This window comes from Enterococcus sp. AMC2644 (genome assembly GCF_058216475.1).
Map to the genome: position 1 here is coordinate 2,215,666 of NZ_CM177095.1, position 16,168 is coordinate 2,231,833.

Annotated in this window: 20 protein-coding genes and 1 other annotated feature; all 20 genes read left to right on the plus strand. The window is 36.5% G+C overall.

What is annotated here, in order from left to right; translation table 11 throughout:
- The first annotated feature begins 1 nt into the window (after position 1).
- The 20 genes from leuD to AC4BC5_RS10830 all read left to right on the plus strand — a co-directional run bounded on the left by leuD (position 2) and on the right by AC4BC5_RS10830 (position 16,168).
- Positions 2-589 (plus strand): 3-isopropylmalate dehydratase small subunit, encoded by a 588-nt coding sequence (leuD, locus tag AC4BC5_RS10735; RefSeq protein WP_490495385.1) that lies wholly within the window; start codon positions 2-4, stop codon positions 587-589.
- A gap of 84 nt (positions 590-673) precedes the next feature.
- Positions 674-746, plus strand: a sequence feature (ribosomal protein L21 leader region).
- A 19-nt stretch (positions 747-765) separates the two neighbouring features.
- Positions 766-1,074 (plus strand): 50S ribosomal protein L21, encoded by a 309-nt coding sequence (gene rplU / locus AC4BC5_RS10740; protein WP_016175703.1) that lies wholly within the window; start codon positions 766-768, stop codon positions 1,072-1,074.
- A 25-nt stretch (positions 1,075-1,099) separates the two neighbouring features.
- Positions 1,100-1,438 carry a ribosomal-processing cysteine protease Prp gene (locus AC4BC5_RS10745; RefSeq protein WP_490495386.1) on the plus strand — a complete coding sequence of 113 codons (339 nt, stop codon included), beginning with the start codon at positions 1,100-1,102 and terminating at the stop codon, positions 1,436-1,438.
- 18 nt (positions 1,439-1,456) lie between these two features.
- A complete protein-coding gene (rpmA, locus tag AC4BC5_RS10750) occupies positions 1,457-1,750 on the plus strand; it encodes a 50S ribosomal protein L27 (RefSeq protein WP_016175701.1) in 294 nt (97 codons plus the stop codon).
- Between the two features lie 181 nt (positions 1,751-1,931).
- Positions 1,932-2,405, plus strand: a complete 474-nt coding sequence (gene tnpA / locus AC4BC5_RS10755) for an IS200/IS605 family transposase (RefSeq protein WP_490495366.1) — start codon at positions 1,932-1,934, stop codon at positions 2,403-2,405.
- Positions 2,406-3,143: 738 nt separating this feature from the next.
- Positions 3,144-3,623, plus strand: coding sequence for an SIMPL domain-containing protein (locus tag AC4BC5_RS10760; protein WP_490495387.1), 480 nt, complete (start codon positions 3,144-3,146; stop codon positions 3,621-3,623).
- The gene (locus AC4BC5_RS10765) at positions 3,574-3,771 is read left to right on the plus strand and encodes a hypothetical protein (RefSeq protein WP_490495388.1); all 198 of its coding nucleotides are present in this window, start codon (positions 3,574-3,576) and stop codon (positions 3,769-3,771) included. Before AC4BC5_RS10760 ends, AC4BC5_RS10765 begins: the two co-directional genes overlap by 50 nt.
- 12 nt (positions 3,772-3,783) lie before the next feature.
- On the plus strand, positions 3,784-4,680 hold the full coding sequence (locus tag AC4BC5_RS10770; RefSeq protein ID WP_490497541.1) for a diacylglycerol/lipid kinase family protein: 897 nt from the start codon (positions 3,784-3,786) through the stop codon (positions 4,678-4,680).
- A complete protein-coding gene (locus tag AC4BC5_RS10775) occupies positions 4,673-5,248 on the plus strand; it encodes a GNAT family N-acetyltransferase (protein ID WP_490495389.1) in 576 nt (191 codons plus the stop codon). The genes AC4BC5_RS10770 and AC4BC5_RS10775 overlap by 8 nt, the downstream gene beginning before the upstream one ends.
- A gap of 165 nt (positions 5,249-5,413) precedes the next feature.
- Positions 5,414-8,233: a sigma-54-dependent transcriptional regulator gene (locus tag AC4BC5_RS10780; protein ID WP_490495390.1), complete on the plus strand. Its 2,820-nt coding sequence runs from the start codon at positions 5,414-5,416 to the stop codon at positions 8,231-8,233.
- Positions 8,234-8,410: 177 nt separating this feature from the next.
- Positions 8,411-8,893, plus strand: a complete 483-nt coding sequence (locus AC4BC5_RS10785) for a mannose/fructose/sorbose PTS transporter subunit IIB (protein ID WP_490495391.1) — start codon at positions 8,411-8,413, stop codon at positions 8,891-8,893.
- 36 nt (positions 8,894-8,929) lie between these two features.
- Positions 8,930-9,916 carry a mannose/fructose/sorbose PTS transporter subunit IIA gene (locus tag AC4BC5_RS10790; protein ID WP_490495392.1) on the plus strand — a complete coding sequence of 329 codons (987 nt, stop codon included), beginning with the start codon at positions 8,930-8,932 and terminating at the stop codon, positions 9,914-9,916.
- 27 nt (positions 9,917-9,943) lie between these two features.
- On the plus strand, positions 9,944-10,756 hold the full coding sequence (locus tag AC4BC5_RS10795; RefSeq protein WP_490495393.1) for a PTS mannose/fructose/sorbose transporter subunit IIC: 813 nt from the start codon (positions 9,944-9,946) through the stop codon (positions 10,754-10,756).
- A gap of 24 nt (positions 10,757-10,780) precedes the next feature.
- On the plus strand, positions 10,781-11,695 hold the full coding sequence (locus tag AC4BC5_RS10800) for a PTS system mannose/fructose/sorbose family transporter subunit IID (RefSeq protein ID WP_490495394.1): 915 nt from the start codon (positions 10,781-10,783) through the stop codon (positions 11,693-11,695).
- A 116-nt stretch (positions 11,696-11,811) separates the two neighbouring features.
- Positions 11,812-12,186 carry a DUF956 family protein gene (locus AC4BC5_RS10805; protein ID WP_490495395.1) on the plus strand — a complete coding sequence of 125 codons (375 nt, stop codon included), beginning with the start codon at positions 11,812-11,814 and terminating at the stop codon, positions 12,184-12,186.
- Positions 12,187-12,261: 75 nt separating this feature from the next.
- The gene (locus AC4BC5_RS10810; protein ID WP_490495396.1) at positions 12,262-12,501 is read left to right on the plus strand and encodes a GlsB/YeaQ/YmgE family stress response membrane protein; all 240 of its coding nucleotides are present in this window, start codon (positions 12,262-12,264) and stop codon (positions 12,499-12,501) included.
- 482 nt (positions 12,502-12,983) lie between these two features.
- Positions 12,984-14,048, plus strand: coding sequence for a M24 family metallopeptidase (locus AC4BC5_RS10815; protein ID WP_490495397.1), 1,065 nt, complete (start codon positions 12,984-12,986; stop codon positions 14,046-14,048).
- A gap of 216 nt (positions 14,049-14,264) precedes the next feature.
- Positions 14,265-14,690: an Asp23/Gls24 family envelope stress response protein gene (locus AC4BC5_RS10820; RefSeq protein WP_490495398.1), complete on the plus strand. Its 426-nt coding sequence runs from the start codon at positions 14,265-14,267 to the stop codon at positions 14,688-14,690.
- Positions 14,683-15,132, plus strand: coding sequence for a transcription antitermination factor NusB (gene nusB / locus AC4BC5_RS10825; RefSeq protein ID WP_490495399.1), 450 nt, complete (start codon positions 14,683-14,685; stop codon positions 15,130-15,132). Before AC4BC5_RS10820 ends, nusB begins: the two co-directional genes overlap by 8 nt.
- A 181-nt stretch (positions 15,133-15,313) precedes the next feature.
- The gene (locus AC4BC5_RS10830) at positions 15,314-16,168 is read left to right on the plus strand and encodes a bifunctional methylenetetrahydrofolate dehydrogenase/methenyltetrahydrofolate cyclohydrolase (protein ID WP_490495400.1); all 855 of its coding nucleotides are present in this window, start codon (positions 15,314-15,316) and stop codon (positions 16,166-16,168) included.

Consider the following 16,168-nt stretch of genomic DNA (forward strand, 5'->3'; position numbering starts at 1 on the left):
AATGGAGCTTTTTACAGTCTATGAAGGGAAAACAGTTCCTTTTATGAATGATAATTTGGACACCGATCAAATTTTACCAAAAACGTATCTAAAATTAATTGAAAAAACTGGCTTTGGAGAATTTTTATTCGATGATTGGCGCTACATCAAAGGAAGAAAACCAAATCCCGATTTTATCCTAAACTTTCCAGAATACAGCGAAGCTTCTATTTTAATTTCTGGTGATAACTTTGGTGGTGGTTCTTCTAGAGAGCATGCAGTTTGGGCAATCTCAAACTATGGCTTTCGTGCAGTCATTGCGGGTAGTTTTGGAGATATTTTTTATATGAATTCTTTGAAAAATGGTTTGTTACCAATTTCTTTACCGCGACCAGCGCTAGAACAACTTGCTGCTCTTGATCCGACTGACAAAGTGACGATTGATTTACCAAATCAAAAAGTGGTTTCTGGTGAAAATGAATATACTTTTGATATCGATTCGACTTGGAAACATAAGATGTTAAACGGATTAGATGAGATTGGTATTACACTAAAAGAAGAAGCTGCGATTACCGCTTATGAGAAGACTATTCCTGCTTACAGACAATAGGAAAATATTTTGTAAGAATTTCAAAACTTTTCATTGACGAGAGAATCATTTTTTGATAAAGTAGTATTGTTGTAATTGTGGACTCCACAGCTACAACCGCACAGAACAAGTTATTAAGTACAATTTGTCGCTTGGGATGGCGAGTCTAAGTATATTACAAGGAGGTGCTGTATAGCATGTACGCAATTATTAAAACTGGTGGTAAACAAGTAAAAGTTGAAGTTGGTCAAGCAATCTACGTTGAAAAATTAGACGTTGAAGCGGGACAAAAAGTAACTTTTGACGAAGTAATCTTAGTGGGTGGCGAATCTACAAAAGTTGGAGCTCCAACTGTAGCAGGTGCAACTGTTGAAGGAACTGTTGAAAAACACGGTAAACAAAAGAAAGTTGTTACTTACAAATATAAACCTAAAAAACACACTCACCGTAAACAAGGTCACCGTCAACCTTACACAAAAGTTGTTATTGAAGCAATTAACGCATAATTCTTACAAAAAAGTAGGGTAAGCTATGATTAAAGGAACATTTAAACGCAATGCTTCTGGTAGAATCGTTTCATACGAAATTACAGGACATGCGAATGCTGGAGAATACGGGAATGATATTGTTTGTGCCGCTGTTTCAGCTTTAGCGATTAGCGCTGTGAATGGTATTGAAGCCCTTGCAGGCATTCAACCCATCCTTGATGTTAATCATGAAGAAGGTGGCTACTTATATGTAGAAGTACCTATTGATATGACGCAGGAACAATTGAATATCGTGCAAATTCTATTGGAGAATTTGCTATTAGGACTCCAAGCTGTTCAAGAAGAGAATAGCGAATATATCCAAATTAACACACAATTATAACCACAGGAGGTGCATCTCATGTTGATGAAAATGAATTTACAATTATTCGCCCACAAAAAAGGTGGAGGTTCTACATCTAACGGACGTGACTCTGAATCTAAACGTTTAGGCGCTAAACGTGCAGACGGTCAAACTGTTACAGGTGGTTCAATCCTTTATCGCCAACGCGGTACTAAAATCTATCCAGGCGTAAACGTAGGTATTGGTGGAGACGATACTTTATTTGCTAAAGTTGACGGCGTAGTACGTTTTGAACGTAAAGGTCGCGACAAAAAACAAGTATCTGTATACCCAGTAGCTCAAGAAGCTTAATTAGATATTTTTAGCTAGAAACTTTTCGAAGTTTCTAGCTTTTTTTATGTGTCTTGAAAACCCCTGGCTATGCCGGGGGTTCTAAAGAGCTTCTAGCGAGGTATTAAAAAAGCCTCCCAAAGATGATAAGATGAAATTGGTTTCCCGACCACCACATCAATCAACTTAGGAGGTGCCTTCTATGAAAAAGGCTAATGAAAGTTTATCACACACTACATGGAAATGTAAGTACCATATTGTATTTGCACCAAAGTACAGACGACAAATTATTTATGGGAAATATAAGAAAAGTATTGGAGAAATCATCCGCACGTTATGTGAGAGAAAAGGTGTGGAAATTATCGAAGCGAATGCCTGTAGAGACCATATTCACCTACTCGTAAGTATTCCACCGAAATATAGCGTATCAGGATTTGTGGGATATCTAAAAGGAAAGAGTAGCTTAATGATTTTCGATAGACATGCGAATCTGAAATATCGATACGGTAATCGAAAGTTTTGGTGTAGAGGCTATTATGTTGATACGGTAGGACGAAATAAAAAACAGATAGAAGAATATATTCGAAATCAAGTACAAGAGGATTATGCAGCAGATCAATTAACGTTGTTTGAAGAGTATGATCCATTCACGGGAAAGCAAAATAAGAAGAAGTAAAAGAGATTCATTAAGAATCGGTGAGTAAAAGTGGTGCAAGCGGGAAACCCTTCAGAAAGCCTTTTAGGCTGTGGCCGGTAAAAGAGGCTTTCAGCCGAAGAACAAACCTCCAGTTCACACTGGAGGTTTTGATTGATTTCTAGAATTAATCAAATAGTCCCTTTTTATTTGTTAAAAAAAACGACACATAGTATAGTAAAGGTGAAAAGGGAGTACCCACTTTTCAAAACCCAAGTTCATAAAAAGGACGTGAAGTTATGGAAAACGTATACCGAAGTAACTTATGTAAAAGGAAATTAAACAAACTGTTGATGAGCATGGGGCTAGTTAAAAAACCGCCAGATAATTGGATTAAGCTTTCTGATCCCCGAGATAATCGGAGAAAGGATGGATGATCCACTATCTCGTAACTATGCGTCAAATAGTAAGTAGAATTGCTAAAGCAGAGCCCGTTTTTAAACGGGTTTTTTTATGTCTCGAATTATCAAATTGACTGCAAGGTTATATTGAAAAAAATTTCATAGAGCTTTTTTCAACGGAATTATTTTCTAAGATGTAAATTAAGCTCTTAATATTTTTGTTAATGGCAATATCAATTAGCAGTTGGGGGACATTGCGTTGGATTGTCAACTAGTTTGTATAAGCAGTGGAAAAAAATCCCGACTGCTTTTGTTTATTCACGCATTTTTTTTAACTTTCGTGTAAAATAAATCTAATAAGAATGAAAGGAATGGTTTGGTGAGTAAATTAGTGACAATCACGGGAATCGGTCATCTTTCTGCACTTCCTGATACAGTATCTGTCATTTTACAAATAGTAACTGTCCATGTTGAATACGCACAAGCTATGCAATTAGCGAAGCAAAAAATTACTCAATTGGAAACTGTTATTACGGCACATGACTTTTCTGTTGAGGAGCTAAAAACGCAATCTTTCTCAATCGATACCAAAGAAAAAAGTGAATTCAAAGAAGAAGTTTGGCAGACGGAATCTGTTGGTTATGAAGTAAGTCAAACGGTATCGTTGCAATTTCCGTTTGTGCAGGAACGTTTAGAAGAATTGTTAACGAGTATTTCTGAAACTGAGGTGCAACCGGTGATTTCGCTTCAGTTTACTGTGAGTAATCGTTTGGAATTGCAAAAAAAATTATTAATCAATGCGACAACTGATGCTTGCAGAAGCTTCAAACTTAGCGTTAGGCGATTTAGTTCGAATTGAAAATAGCTCAACAGAGCAACGCCCATTTCTTTCGCCAATGGTTTTTCAGACGTCAATGAGTCGTCAAACAGTCATGCCGGCTGTTTATCCAGCGATGATTGAAGAAACAGTATCTGTAACATTCTGTTGGAAATTAAAAAATAAATAGGAGGTACTAATGATGACGAAAGCCTTGTTAATTGTAAATCCCAGCTCAGGTGGAGAAAAAGCAAAAAAATATGAAAATCAAGCAACTGAAAAATTAAAAACACTATTTGATGAAGTGCTTGTAAAACATACTGAAAAGGCAGGCGATGCAATCGATTTTGCCAAAGAAGCTACGCAAGAAAAAATTGACAGTGTATTTGCGATGGGGGGCGATGGGACTGTTAATGAAGCGATTAGCGGATTGGCAGAAGCAGAATATCGTCCGAAATTTGGCTTCTTTCCGTTAGGTACAGTCAATGATCTAGCGCGTGCGTTGAATTTACCTTTAGATCCAGAAGAAGCAATTAGCAAGTTGGATATTAAGCGTACAAAATTATTGGACATTGGTAAATTAAATGATCAATATTTTATGAATGTGGTAGCGATTGGAACAATTCCTGAATCAATTAATGATGTAGATGTTGAAGATAAAACAAAATTTGGTAAGTTAGCCTATTTTATTTCGGGAATTAAAAATGTGATTGGCACCGAATCGTATGACTTTACATTAACAATTGACGGAGAAACACAAAAAGTTACAAGTACCACTATTATTATTGGTTTAACCAATTCAGTGGGGGGCTTTGAGCAATTATTATCTGATGCACAAGTTGATGATGGTAAACTGCATCTATTGTATCTGAAGGACGAAAGTTTGTTAGATACGGTAAAAAGCTTGCCAGATTTATTAGCTGGTGTCAAAGAAACTACCGATAATGTCGGTTATATGACTTTTACGAAAGGAACGATAGCCGTAGAAGGAAAAACACTTGGAACCAATGTAGATGGTGATGAAGGGCCAGAGTTACCGATTGATGTGGAGTTGTTACCGGCGCATCTAACAGTTTATGGAGGAGAAGAGAATGACTGATGTTTTTATACGAACTGCGACTGTTTCTGATGCGTCAGAACTATTGACTATTTATACACCCTATGTAGAAACAACGACAATTACTTTTGAATACACAGTACCAACTGTTGAAGATTTTTCGCAACGGATTCGACAAACACTTGAAAGCTATCCTTATCTAGTGGCGGAAACGGCGGAAGGAGAGCTTTTAGGTTACGCTTATGCCGGTGCATATAAAACTCGAGCTGCTTACGATTGGGCAGTTGAAACCACTGTTTACGTGAAAGAAAATTGTTCAACTAAAGGGATTGGGACGAAATTGTATCAAGCGTTAGAAGAATCGCTGATCCGACAAAATGTTGTTCAGTTGTTAGCTTGTATCACTGCTGGAAACCAAAAAAGTGAACATTTTCATCAAAAATTGGGTTATCGTCATGTTGGATTATATACTCAAGTTGGTTTTAAGTTTAATCAATGGTGTGATGTTGTATGGATGCAAAAAACACTGACAGAGCCAACAATTCCACCGCAAGTATTTATTCCATTCTCAAAAGTTGCTGAAAAAGAGTCTGTGACAGCAGAAGACTGACAGTGAAATATCCGAACAGTAGAAGATTGCTCTGGCGTAATCATTCTATTTTGTTCGGATATTTTCGTCTTTTTTTCTATATTACAGACCTTTTTAGTGTGATTGGTAATTCGTGGTGAGACCGTTTATAATGGAAAGAAGAAGTTTGATGAAGAGGTGAGATGTTTGAGTAAGCGTATGGAAAGAATTTATCAATATATTGTGGATCGAGAGAATGAATCGCCTGATGTAGAAAAAATTGCTGTTACTACTGCTGAAATTGCGGAAGCTCTTCAAATTCAACGTAGCAATGTAAGTAAGGATTTGAACCAGCTTGTGCGTGAAGGTCGTTTACTTAAGTTGGATGGACGTCCAGTTGGTTACACATTAGCAGCAACAATTCATAATGTGCAAGAAAAATATGTACCGAGTTACAAAGAAAATCGCCAGCCGCGTGAAAAAAGAAAGCCTCAGCGCATTTCACAGTTTTTACCAGCTAATGATATTTTTGCTCGAATTATTGGGATGAATGGTAGTATGAAAAATGCGGGTGAACAAGCTAAAGCGGCAATTTTGTACCCACCTCGAGGATTAAATTGTTTGATTACCGGACCAACTGGCTCAGGGAAAACTTTTTTTGCGCATGCAATGTTTCAATTTGCTAAAGCGAATCAAGTGATTGCGGAAGAAAAAGAAATGATTGTTTTTAATTGTGCTGATTATGCGAATAATCCAGAATTGTTGATGAGTCATTTATTTGGTTATATTAAAGGAGCTTTTACTGGAGCTGATACGGAAAAATTAGGAGTAATTGATCAGGCGGATGGCAGTATGCTCTTTTTAGATGAGATCCATCGGTTACCACCTGAGGGTCAAGAAATGATTTTTTATTTTATGGATCATGGTTCGTATAGTCGTTTAGGTGAAACGGGGAAAAATCATTTTGCTGATGTACGCATTGTAGGTGCAACTACGGAAGACCCCAATTCAGTGTTGTTGGATACGTTTATTCGAAGAATTCCAATTAATATTCAAATGCCTTCTTTTGAAAAACGACCAGCTAATGAAAAACTTGATTTGGTTAAAATTATGGTATCTCATGAAGCAAGTCGAATTCAACGTACGATTTCCTTAACCGAAGATGTGGTGAAAGCATTAATTGGTAGTGTCAGTTTTGGGAATATTGGACAGCTTAAATCAAATGTTCAATTAGTTTGTGCGCGAGGCTTTTTAAATCATATGCATCAATCACAAATTGATATCACATTGGACGATGTTCCAGAAGGGATTCGATCTGGATTGATTATGTTAGCGAATAAACGTGAAGTTTTAATGGAGCTGTCACATAATTTAGAGCCAAAAATTGTCATTCAACCTAATGAAGATATTTTAAATATTCAATCGGATTCCTATGAATTACCTTATAATTTATATGATATTATCGGGGATAAAGCAGCGTTGTTAAAAGCTGACGGTGTTGATCAAGAAGCGATTAATCATTTTATTTCGACTGATATTAATGTGCATTTAAAATCGTTTTATAAAGATCATGGTTTTTCTTTTCATGCAGACAATAAATTGAGTGAATTTGTTGACCAAAAAATTATTGAACTAACCAACCGCATTTATACAATGGTTCGCAATCGTTTGAACTACGAATTTCAACAAAATTTTGTATATGCGATGAGTTTACATATCAGTTCGTTTTTGAAAAAAATTCAATTAGGTGAAAAGCGCCATACGAACGATAACATTCGTGAAATGGTAGCAGATTACCCGGAAGAATTTAAAGTTGCACAGGAAATTCGTCAGTTTATAGGTGAAGCGTTTAATGTCGTGATTCCAGAAAGTGAAGAATATTATTTAGCAGTATTGTTGGTTTCTTTGAAAAATAGTTCTGCTGAAGGAAAAATAGGCGTAGTTGTGGCCGCTCATGGCAACAGTACTGCAACAAGTATGGTTGATGTCGTGCAACAATTGTTGGGGGTTGAACAGGTAGCTTCTGTTGATATGCCATTAGACATGCCTCCAAAAATTGCGTTGGAAAAAATGAAACAAGCAGTATTGTCAGTAAATGAAGGCAGTGGTGTTTTATTGTTAGTGGACATGGGCTCTTTAGTAACCTTTAACGCTGAAATTCAACGAGAAACGGGTGTTTTTGTACGAACAATTGATATGGTTACCACACCGATTGTATTAGAAGCAGTTCGTAAGGCTTCGGTGTTAGGGACGAGCTTAGAAGAATTATACGAGTCATTAGAAAATTTTCGTGGATACAGTCGCTTGGAAGAGTTACCACATTCAGGTGTACAGCCACATTTACCACGAGGGATTTTAGCGATTTGCGCTTCTGGCGAAGGAACTGCCGAGCAAATAAAAACAATCATTCAAAATACGTTAAGCAAAAAACATATCACTGATATTGAAATTTTAACTTTGTCTGTTCTTGATTTAAAAGAAAATGTTCCAGAAATTCAAAAAAAATATGATTTAATTGCAGCAACTGGTGTAATCGATCCTAGACTACCAGTACCATTTATTTCATTAGAAAACTTTTTGACACAAGATACCGATGAATTAATTGATCGATTATTGACAGGAAATCAATTATTGTCTGAGTCTGTAACGTTAAATCAAGAGCAAACGAAACAAGTGTGTATCGAATTTCTTGAAAATAATTATTCGTTCTTAAATCCGAAAAAGATGATTGAACCCCTCTGGAATTTTACAGCAGATGTCATGAATAGTTCTGGTATTGCAAGTGAAGAAAAGGGTTTTCGGATTAATTTCTTGTTGCATGCAGCAGGTTTGCTGGAACGTGTTTTATTAAATCAACCTTTAACTACAAATGATGAAGAAATAAATTGGTTACAAGCAAATGAAGACTACGAACAATTGCACGTTCATGTACTTTCGCTAGGTAGAACATTAAATTTAACGATTCCGCTAGCAGAAGAATACTATTTATTAACAATGATTCAGCGACAAATGAAAGAAAAGAACTGATTTAATACACTAAAATAATACACAAATCGGAGTGTATTGTTTTAGTGTATTATATTTTTTTGATAAAAACTATTATAGCAATAGTGTATTGTTTAGTGTTTTGGCACGCTTCTTGCTTCTATTAGAATGGGTGAGGAGGTGGAAAACAATTAACAGCCACAGACAGGAGGCGAGACAATGGAGATTCGATTAGCAAGAATCGATGATCGATTGATTCATGGGCAAGTAGCTACAGCTTGGACAAAACAAATTAGTATTAATCGGATTATTGTTGTTAGTGATGAAGTAGCAAATGACTCACTACGGAAGTTTCTGTTGCAAGAAGCAGCTCCACCAGGTATTAAATCCAATGTCGTAACTGTTGCGCGTATGTTAGACGTTTACGATAATCAATTATTTCAAGAACAAAAAGTCATGTTATTATTTACTAATCCGCAAGACGTTGAACGTTTAATTCGCGGAGGAATGAGATTGAATTCATTAAATATTGGTGGTATGCGCTTTACAACAGGAAAACGAATGATTACAAATTTTGTTTCAATCGATGAACAAGATGCGAACGCTTTTCGTTACTTGGATGAACAAGGAATTGAGCTAGAAGTTCGTAAGGTCCCAACTGATCGTAAAGTCAATCTAATGGAACTGTTAGATAAAATGTAAAAAAATGTAGAAATTGAGAAAATAGGAGGTAAGAAGATGGTAGGAATTATCCTAGCAAGTCATGGAGATTTCGCTAAAGGAATTTTGCAATCAGGAGCAATGATTTTCGGCGAACAAGAAAACGTAGCTGCTTGTGTATTAGCACCAAGTGAAGGTCCAGATGACATCAAAGCAAAAATGCAAGAAGCAATCAATTCATTTGATGATCAAGAAGAAGTTCTTTTCTTAGTCGATCTTTGGGGAGGAACACCTTTTAACCAAGCTAATAACTTATTAGAAGGTCACAAAGACAAGTGGGCTATTGTTTCAGGAATGAATTTACCAATGGTCATCGAAGCATATGCTTCTCGTTTTTCAATGAATTCGGCACAAGATATTGCCGCAGCAATTTTAAATACTGCTCGTGATGGTGTCAAAATCAAACCAGAAGAATTAGAACCAGAAGTTGTTGCACCGGCGCAAGCAGCAGATGCTGCTACACCAAAAGGGGCACTACCTCCAGGTACTGTTGTGGGCGATGGCAAAATCAAATATGTTTTAGCACGTATTGATTCTCGGCTATTACACGGTCAAGTGGCCACAGCTTGGACAAAGGCAACGCAACCAACACGAATTATTGTTGTTAGCGATGCTGTAGCAAAAGATGATTTGAGAAAACGTCTGATTGAACAAGCAGCCCCACCAGGAGTAAAAGCGAACGTTGTTCCGATTGATAAAATGATTGAAGTAGCAAAAGATCCACGTTTTGGTTCTACTAAAGCGTTGCTATTGTTTGAAAATCCGCAAGATGTTGTTCGTGCAGTTGAAGGTGGCGTAGCACTTGAAGAAGTCAACGTTGGTTCGATGGCACATTCAACCGGTAAAGTTGTAGTAAACAACGTATTATCTATGGGCAAAGACGACGTTCAAGCCTATGAAAAATTAAAAGAATTAGGATTGAAATTTGATGTCCGCAAAGTACCGAATGACTCGAAAGCTAATTTAGATGAATTACTAAATAAAGCAAAATCAGAGTTGAAATAAAAAATAAATTGAACTAGGAGGTTTATCATGTCAGATTTAAATTTTATCCAAGTGATATTGGTTGTCGCTGTTGCCTTTTTAGCTGGTATGGAAGGAATCTTGGATGAATTTCAATTCCATCAACCATTGGTAGCATGTACATTGATCGGATTAGTAACAGGGAATTTAGAAGCAGGGATTATGTTAGGTGGTTCATTACAAATGATTGCTCTTGGATGGGCAAACATTGGAGCAGCCGTAGCACCCGATGCAGCATTAGCTTCAGTTGCAGCAGCAATTATTTTAGTTTTAGGTGGTCAAGGAGCAGCTGGGATTCCATCTGCAATTGCGATTGCTATTCCTTTAGCTGTAGCTGGTTTGTTCCTAACAATGGTTGTTCGTACATTAGCCGTACCAATAGCTCATATGATGGATGCAGCAGCTGAAGAAGGAAATTATAGAAAAATTGAAGTATTACAAATCCTAGCTATTTGTATGCAAGGTGTGCGTATTGCCATTCCAGCAGCTGCGTTGCTATTTATCCCAGCGTCAGTTGTACAATCTGCTTTAGAATCAATGCCTGCATGGTTAACAGAAGGTATGGCTATCGGTGGTGGTATGGTTGTAGCCGTTGGTTATGCACTAGTTATTAACATGATGGCAAATAAAGAAGTTTGGCCTTTCTTCATTCTTGGATTTGTTGTAGCTGCCATTACTGATTTGACACTTATCGGAATTGGGGCAATCGGTGTTGCTTTAGCGCTTATCTACTTGAATCTATCTAAAATGGGTGGTTCATCAACAGGTGGAGGCGGAGGAAACGCAAGTGATCCTCTAGGTGACATTCTAAACGATTATTAATCTTTCAAAGGAGGAATAGGAAAAATGGCAGAAGAAAAAATTCAATTAACGAAAAGAGATCGTTTAGCTGTAGCATGGCGTTCAACATTTATCCAAGGCTCTTGGAACTATGAACGTATGCAAAATGGCGGATTCGCCTTTTCAATGATTCCAGCAATTAAAAAATTATATAAAACAAAAGAAGATCGTGCGGCAGCTTTAAAGCGCCACTTAGAATTCTTTAATACACATCCATATATTGCATCACCGATTTTAGGTGTGACTTTAGCTTTAGAAGAAGAACGTGCCAACGGAGCACCCGTTGACGATGTGGCTATTCAAGGGGTAAAAGTTGGGATGATGGGTCCTTTAGCTGGTATTGGTGATCCAGTATTCTGGTTTACTGTACGTCCGATGTTAGGTGCGTTAGGCGCTTCATTGGCAATGGGAGGGAACATCTTAGGTCCAATTATTTTCTTCCTAGCTTGGAACGTTATTCGTTGGGCATTCATGTGGTATACACAAGAGTTTGGTTATAAAGCTGGTTCAGCTATTACCGACGACTTGTCAGGTGGTCTATTACAAGACGTGACAAAAGGTGCTTCGATTCTAGGGATGTTTGTTTTAGCTTCTTTAGTACAGCGGTGGGTAAATATTAGTTTTGTCCCAACTGTTTCAGAAGTGGAACTTTCACCAGGTGCTTATATCGAGTGGGATAAAGTACAAATGACTGGCGAAGGATTAAAGTCGGTCTTTGGTGATATTGCTGCTGGTAAAGCGTTGTCTAACATCAAAGTCACAAGCTTACAAGATAACTTAGATCAATTAATTCCTGGTTTAGCAGGTCTATTATTGACATTCTTATGTATGTGGTTATTGAAGAAAAAAGTTTCACCAATTGTGATTATTCTTGGTTTATTCATTGTTGGGATTCTTGGTCACGTTGTCGGAATACTATAATTGTTTCAAAAAAACCAGACAAGAAACTTTTCTTCGTCTGGTTTTCTTTACATAATTTTATTTTACAAGTGAGAATGAAAAACGCTATACTAATAGAAAAATACGAGGTGGAAAATATGGTTCAGTCGTTAAATACAAAAGTTGATTTAGTTATCAATGCGACAGCTTTTACAGGCTTAACAGATTATGGAAAAATTATGATTGGCGATAAAGGTTTTGAATTTTACAACGATCGTGATGCGAGAAAGTTCATTCAAATTCCCTGGGAAGAAGTCGATTATGTTGTTGCTTCTGTACTGTTTAAAGGGAAATGGATTCCTCGGTATGCAATTCAAACAAAACGTAATGGTACCTATACTTTTGCTTCAAAGCAGCCAAAAATAGTGTTACGAGCAGTAAGAGAGTATGTCGATCCTAGTCGAATGGTCCACTCGTTGAGTTTTTTTGATGTGGTCAAACGTGGAGTGCTCTCTATCGGTAAGAAAAAATAACTTAAATAGCTATCATTTTTTGCAACGAATCGTGTATGTTAAAATAGTATCATCTTATATGAGGAGGTGCTTTATATGCATTGGTTATGGGTATTGATTGTTGGTGCATTCATCGGTGCAATTGCAGGTTCCATTACTGGAGAAAAACGGGGTTGTTTATTTAACATTATTGCAGGTATTATTGGTTCTTCAATTGGGGAAAGTTTATTCAACAGCTGGGGACCTAGAGTAGCAGGAATGGCAATTATTCCATCTATTTTAGGTGCAGTTATTTTTGTAGCAGTTGTTTCATTTTTCTTTGGAAAAAAGAAATAAAGACGAATCGATGGTGATTAGTTGCCGTCAAGTAGACATGGAAAGATAATAAAATTTTTAGAGAACTGTTTGCTATTTTTGCAAACAGTTCTTTCTTTTTCACTGATTAACTACGACTATGCTTGGTTGATATAGCACTTTGATGAACGAAACCAAAAACGTTTCATCTATCAAACTTCTATAAATATTACGTAGCCAGTCGAAGTTTTTTTGTACATCAATTGGTGTCATAGCTTGCAACCAATTGTCTCAGAGCCACCATTCAAGCTGTCTTCACTAGTTAAATAGCTCTCTAGTAACATGGCTCTCGTTTGTCTGGTGTCAACGACAGCTTCATTTTTGATAGACAAAGCATCCCCTAGATAGAGGAGCAGATTCTTCACGATGGTAGTTGGTCTTTTGTTTTTTCAAGTCTACTCTTTTCTCTTTAAGAAGAAGTTTGTTATAATGAACAATGAACTTAAAGGGAAAGAGGGAATAACATGTTACGAGTACAAAAACTACGTGAAGAAATGAAAAAAGAAGAGATAGATGGATTTTTAGTGACTAGCCCTTACAATCTTCGTTATTTAACAAATTTCACTGGTACAACAGGATTAGCGGTTATTACATTAGATAAAGCTTTTTTTGTCACTGATTTTCGTTATACAGAACAAGCTGCAAAGCAAGCACAAGGCTATACAATTGTTAAAAATTCAGGTCCAATTTTTGAAGAAGTTGCTCGTATTTGCCAAGAAGAAGAAATTAACGTCTTAGCTTTTGAAGAGACACAAGTGAGTTTTGCAGAATACACTGTTTTAGAAGACATCATTGAAGAATCTGCATTAGAACCTATTTCTGGTATGTTAGAAAGTTTGCGTGAAGTAAAAGATGAGACAGAAATTGCTACAATTCAACAAGCTTGTCATATTGCAGATCAAGGTTTTTCACATATCTTAAAAATGATTCGTCCAGGTATGACAGAAATTGAAGTGGCGAACCAACTAGATTTCTTCATGCGTTCTTTAGGCGCAACTGGTGTCTCGTTTGAAACAATTGTAGCGAGTGGTGTTCGTTCTGCGATGCCGCATGGAGTGGCAAGCGACAAAGTCATTGAACAAGGAGATTTAATCACACTTGACTTTGGCTGTTATTACAATGGATATGTTTCAGATATGACTCGTACGTTTGCCATTGGTGATCCGGGTGAACAATTAAAAGAAATTTATCAAATTGTTTTAGAAGCGCAATTGAAAGTTTTAGAGGCTGCTAAACCTGGCATGACAGGGATTGAGTTGGATGCTGTTGCTCGTGAACACATTGCTTCATTTGGCTATGGGGAAGCGTTTGGTCACTCAACAGGTCATGGGATTGGTTTAGAGATTCATGAAGGGCCTAATGTTTCTTTCCGTGCCGAAAAAGCTTTTGTGCCAGGAAATATTATCACAGATGAACCAGGAATCTACCTACCAGGAATTGGTGGCGTTCGTATTGAAGATGACTTGTTGATTACAGAGACTGGAAATAAAGTTTTAACGCATTCGCCAAAAGAATTAATCATCTTGTAATTTCGACTAAATAAAAAGACTTTTTATAGCTTATCTTGTGATTAAATGATAAACTATAATCGAAGTTCAGGCTCATTCTCCACTAGAAAAAACAGTGGTAGGGATTGTTTGATGACTGTCAACATAGGATTTGAACTGTAAGATTTTTTCAGTGGTGTCCGTTTACCTAAAATACCACAGAAGGTTAAATCGTATTCAGAGATGGAGGAATTTAGAATGGTCGATGAAAAAAATTTCGTATTAGATGCTAATCAAGAATTAGGAGAAATTGTCATTGCTCCTGAAGTGATTGAAGTAATTATTGGCATTGCTGCTTCAAAAGTAGATGGTGTATACCGCATGCAAGGGTCGTTTGCAAACAACGTAACAGAACTATTAGGCCGTTCTGCATATGGCAAAGGTGTTCGTTTGGAAATGGACGATACAGGAATTAAAGTAGACATTTACACTTATATGAAATATGGTGTTTCGGTACCAAAAGTAGCAATGGAAATTCAAAAACGTGTGAAAGAACAAGTTTTATTTATGACAGACGTTAAATTATCAGAAGTGAATATTCATGTGATGGCAGTAGTCCCAGAAAAACTAGAACAATTGGATTTAGAAGAACTATTTGGAAATGACGAGGAAGAAAATGAGTAAAGAATTATCAAGACATGAAATCAGACAAATGGCTGTTCAAGCGCTATTCCCGTTAGATTTCAATAAAGATTTAGAAAAAAAAGATGCCATCTTTCATGCAATTGAATTAGAACATGAAGATATGATTGATGAAGAACATGAAAATTTTGTGCCAACGTATCTAGATTTATTAGTAACTGGCGTTTGTGAAAATAAAGAACCGTTGGATAAAATGATTCAAGAACATTTACGTCGTGGTTGGAGTCTGCAACGTCTCTCTAAAATGGATGTAACTATTTTGCGTATAGCATTATTTGAAATGTTGTATGTCGATAATGTTCCCAATAAAGTTGCTTTAAATGAAGCGATTGAATTAGCAAAAACATTTAGTGATGATCAATCACGTAAATTTATCAATGGTGTATTATCAACTATCAATAATAAATTGGAAGCTAGCGAATAAGCTAGCTTCTTTTCTACAGTTAATTGACGAAAATTAAAAATTTAAAGATTCGCTTTTTTCGTTTTTTATAACGAATACACGAACAAAAATGAATGTTTTTTTTGAAATGATAATAAAAATATTTTTTGAAAAATTAATATGTGTTAAAATGTTAAAAAATGCAAGGGGGCTATTTAACAAAATGGGTGTATTAATCAATGGCAAAGAATTAGCAGAAAAAATGCAAGAAGAAATTCGTTTAGAGGTCCAACAATTAGTTAAAAAAAATCTTCAACCGGGGTTAGTGGTTTTATTAGTTGGTGAAAATTCAGCAAGTCAAACCTATGTGAAAAACAAAGAGTTAGCAGCAACACGTATTGGGATTCATTCTAAAGTAGAACGCTATCCAGATACAATTACTGAAGATGAGTTGTTGGAAGAAATTGAAAAATACAACCAAGATCCAGCTTTCCATGGTATTTTAGTTCAACTACCATTACCAAAGCATATTGATGAAGAGAAAATTTTATTAGCAATCGATCCCAAAAAAGATGTTGATGGTTTTCATCCAATGAATCTAGGGCGTCTATTCGCAGGTGCGCCTGAAATGATTCCTTGTACACCATATGGTATTATGAAGATGTTTGAAGCATATAATATTGATTTAGAAGGAAAAAATGCCGTGGTTATCGGACGTAGCAATATCGTTGGTAAACCAATGGGACAATTGTTATTAGCTAAAAATGCGACGGTTACAATGACACATTCACGTACGAAAAATTTACCAGAAGTTGCCAAACAAGCCGATATTTTAGTTGTTGCTATTGGTCGTGGCCATTTTGTAACAAAAGATTTCGTTAAAGAAGGCGCTGTTGTCATTGATGTTGGAATGAATCGTAGCCCAGAAGGTAAATTAATTGGCGACGTGAAATTCGATGAAGTAGAACCAATTGCAAGCTATATCACGCCTGTACCAAAAGGTGTCGGCCCAATGACAATTACCATGTTAATGATGCAAACCGTTGAAGCGGCAAAACGTCAGGAGATAGAAGAATAA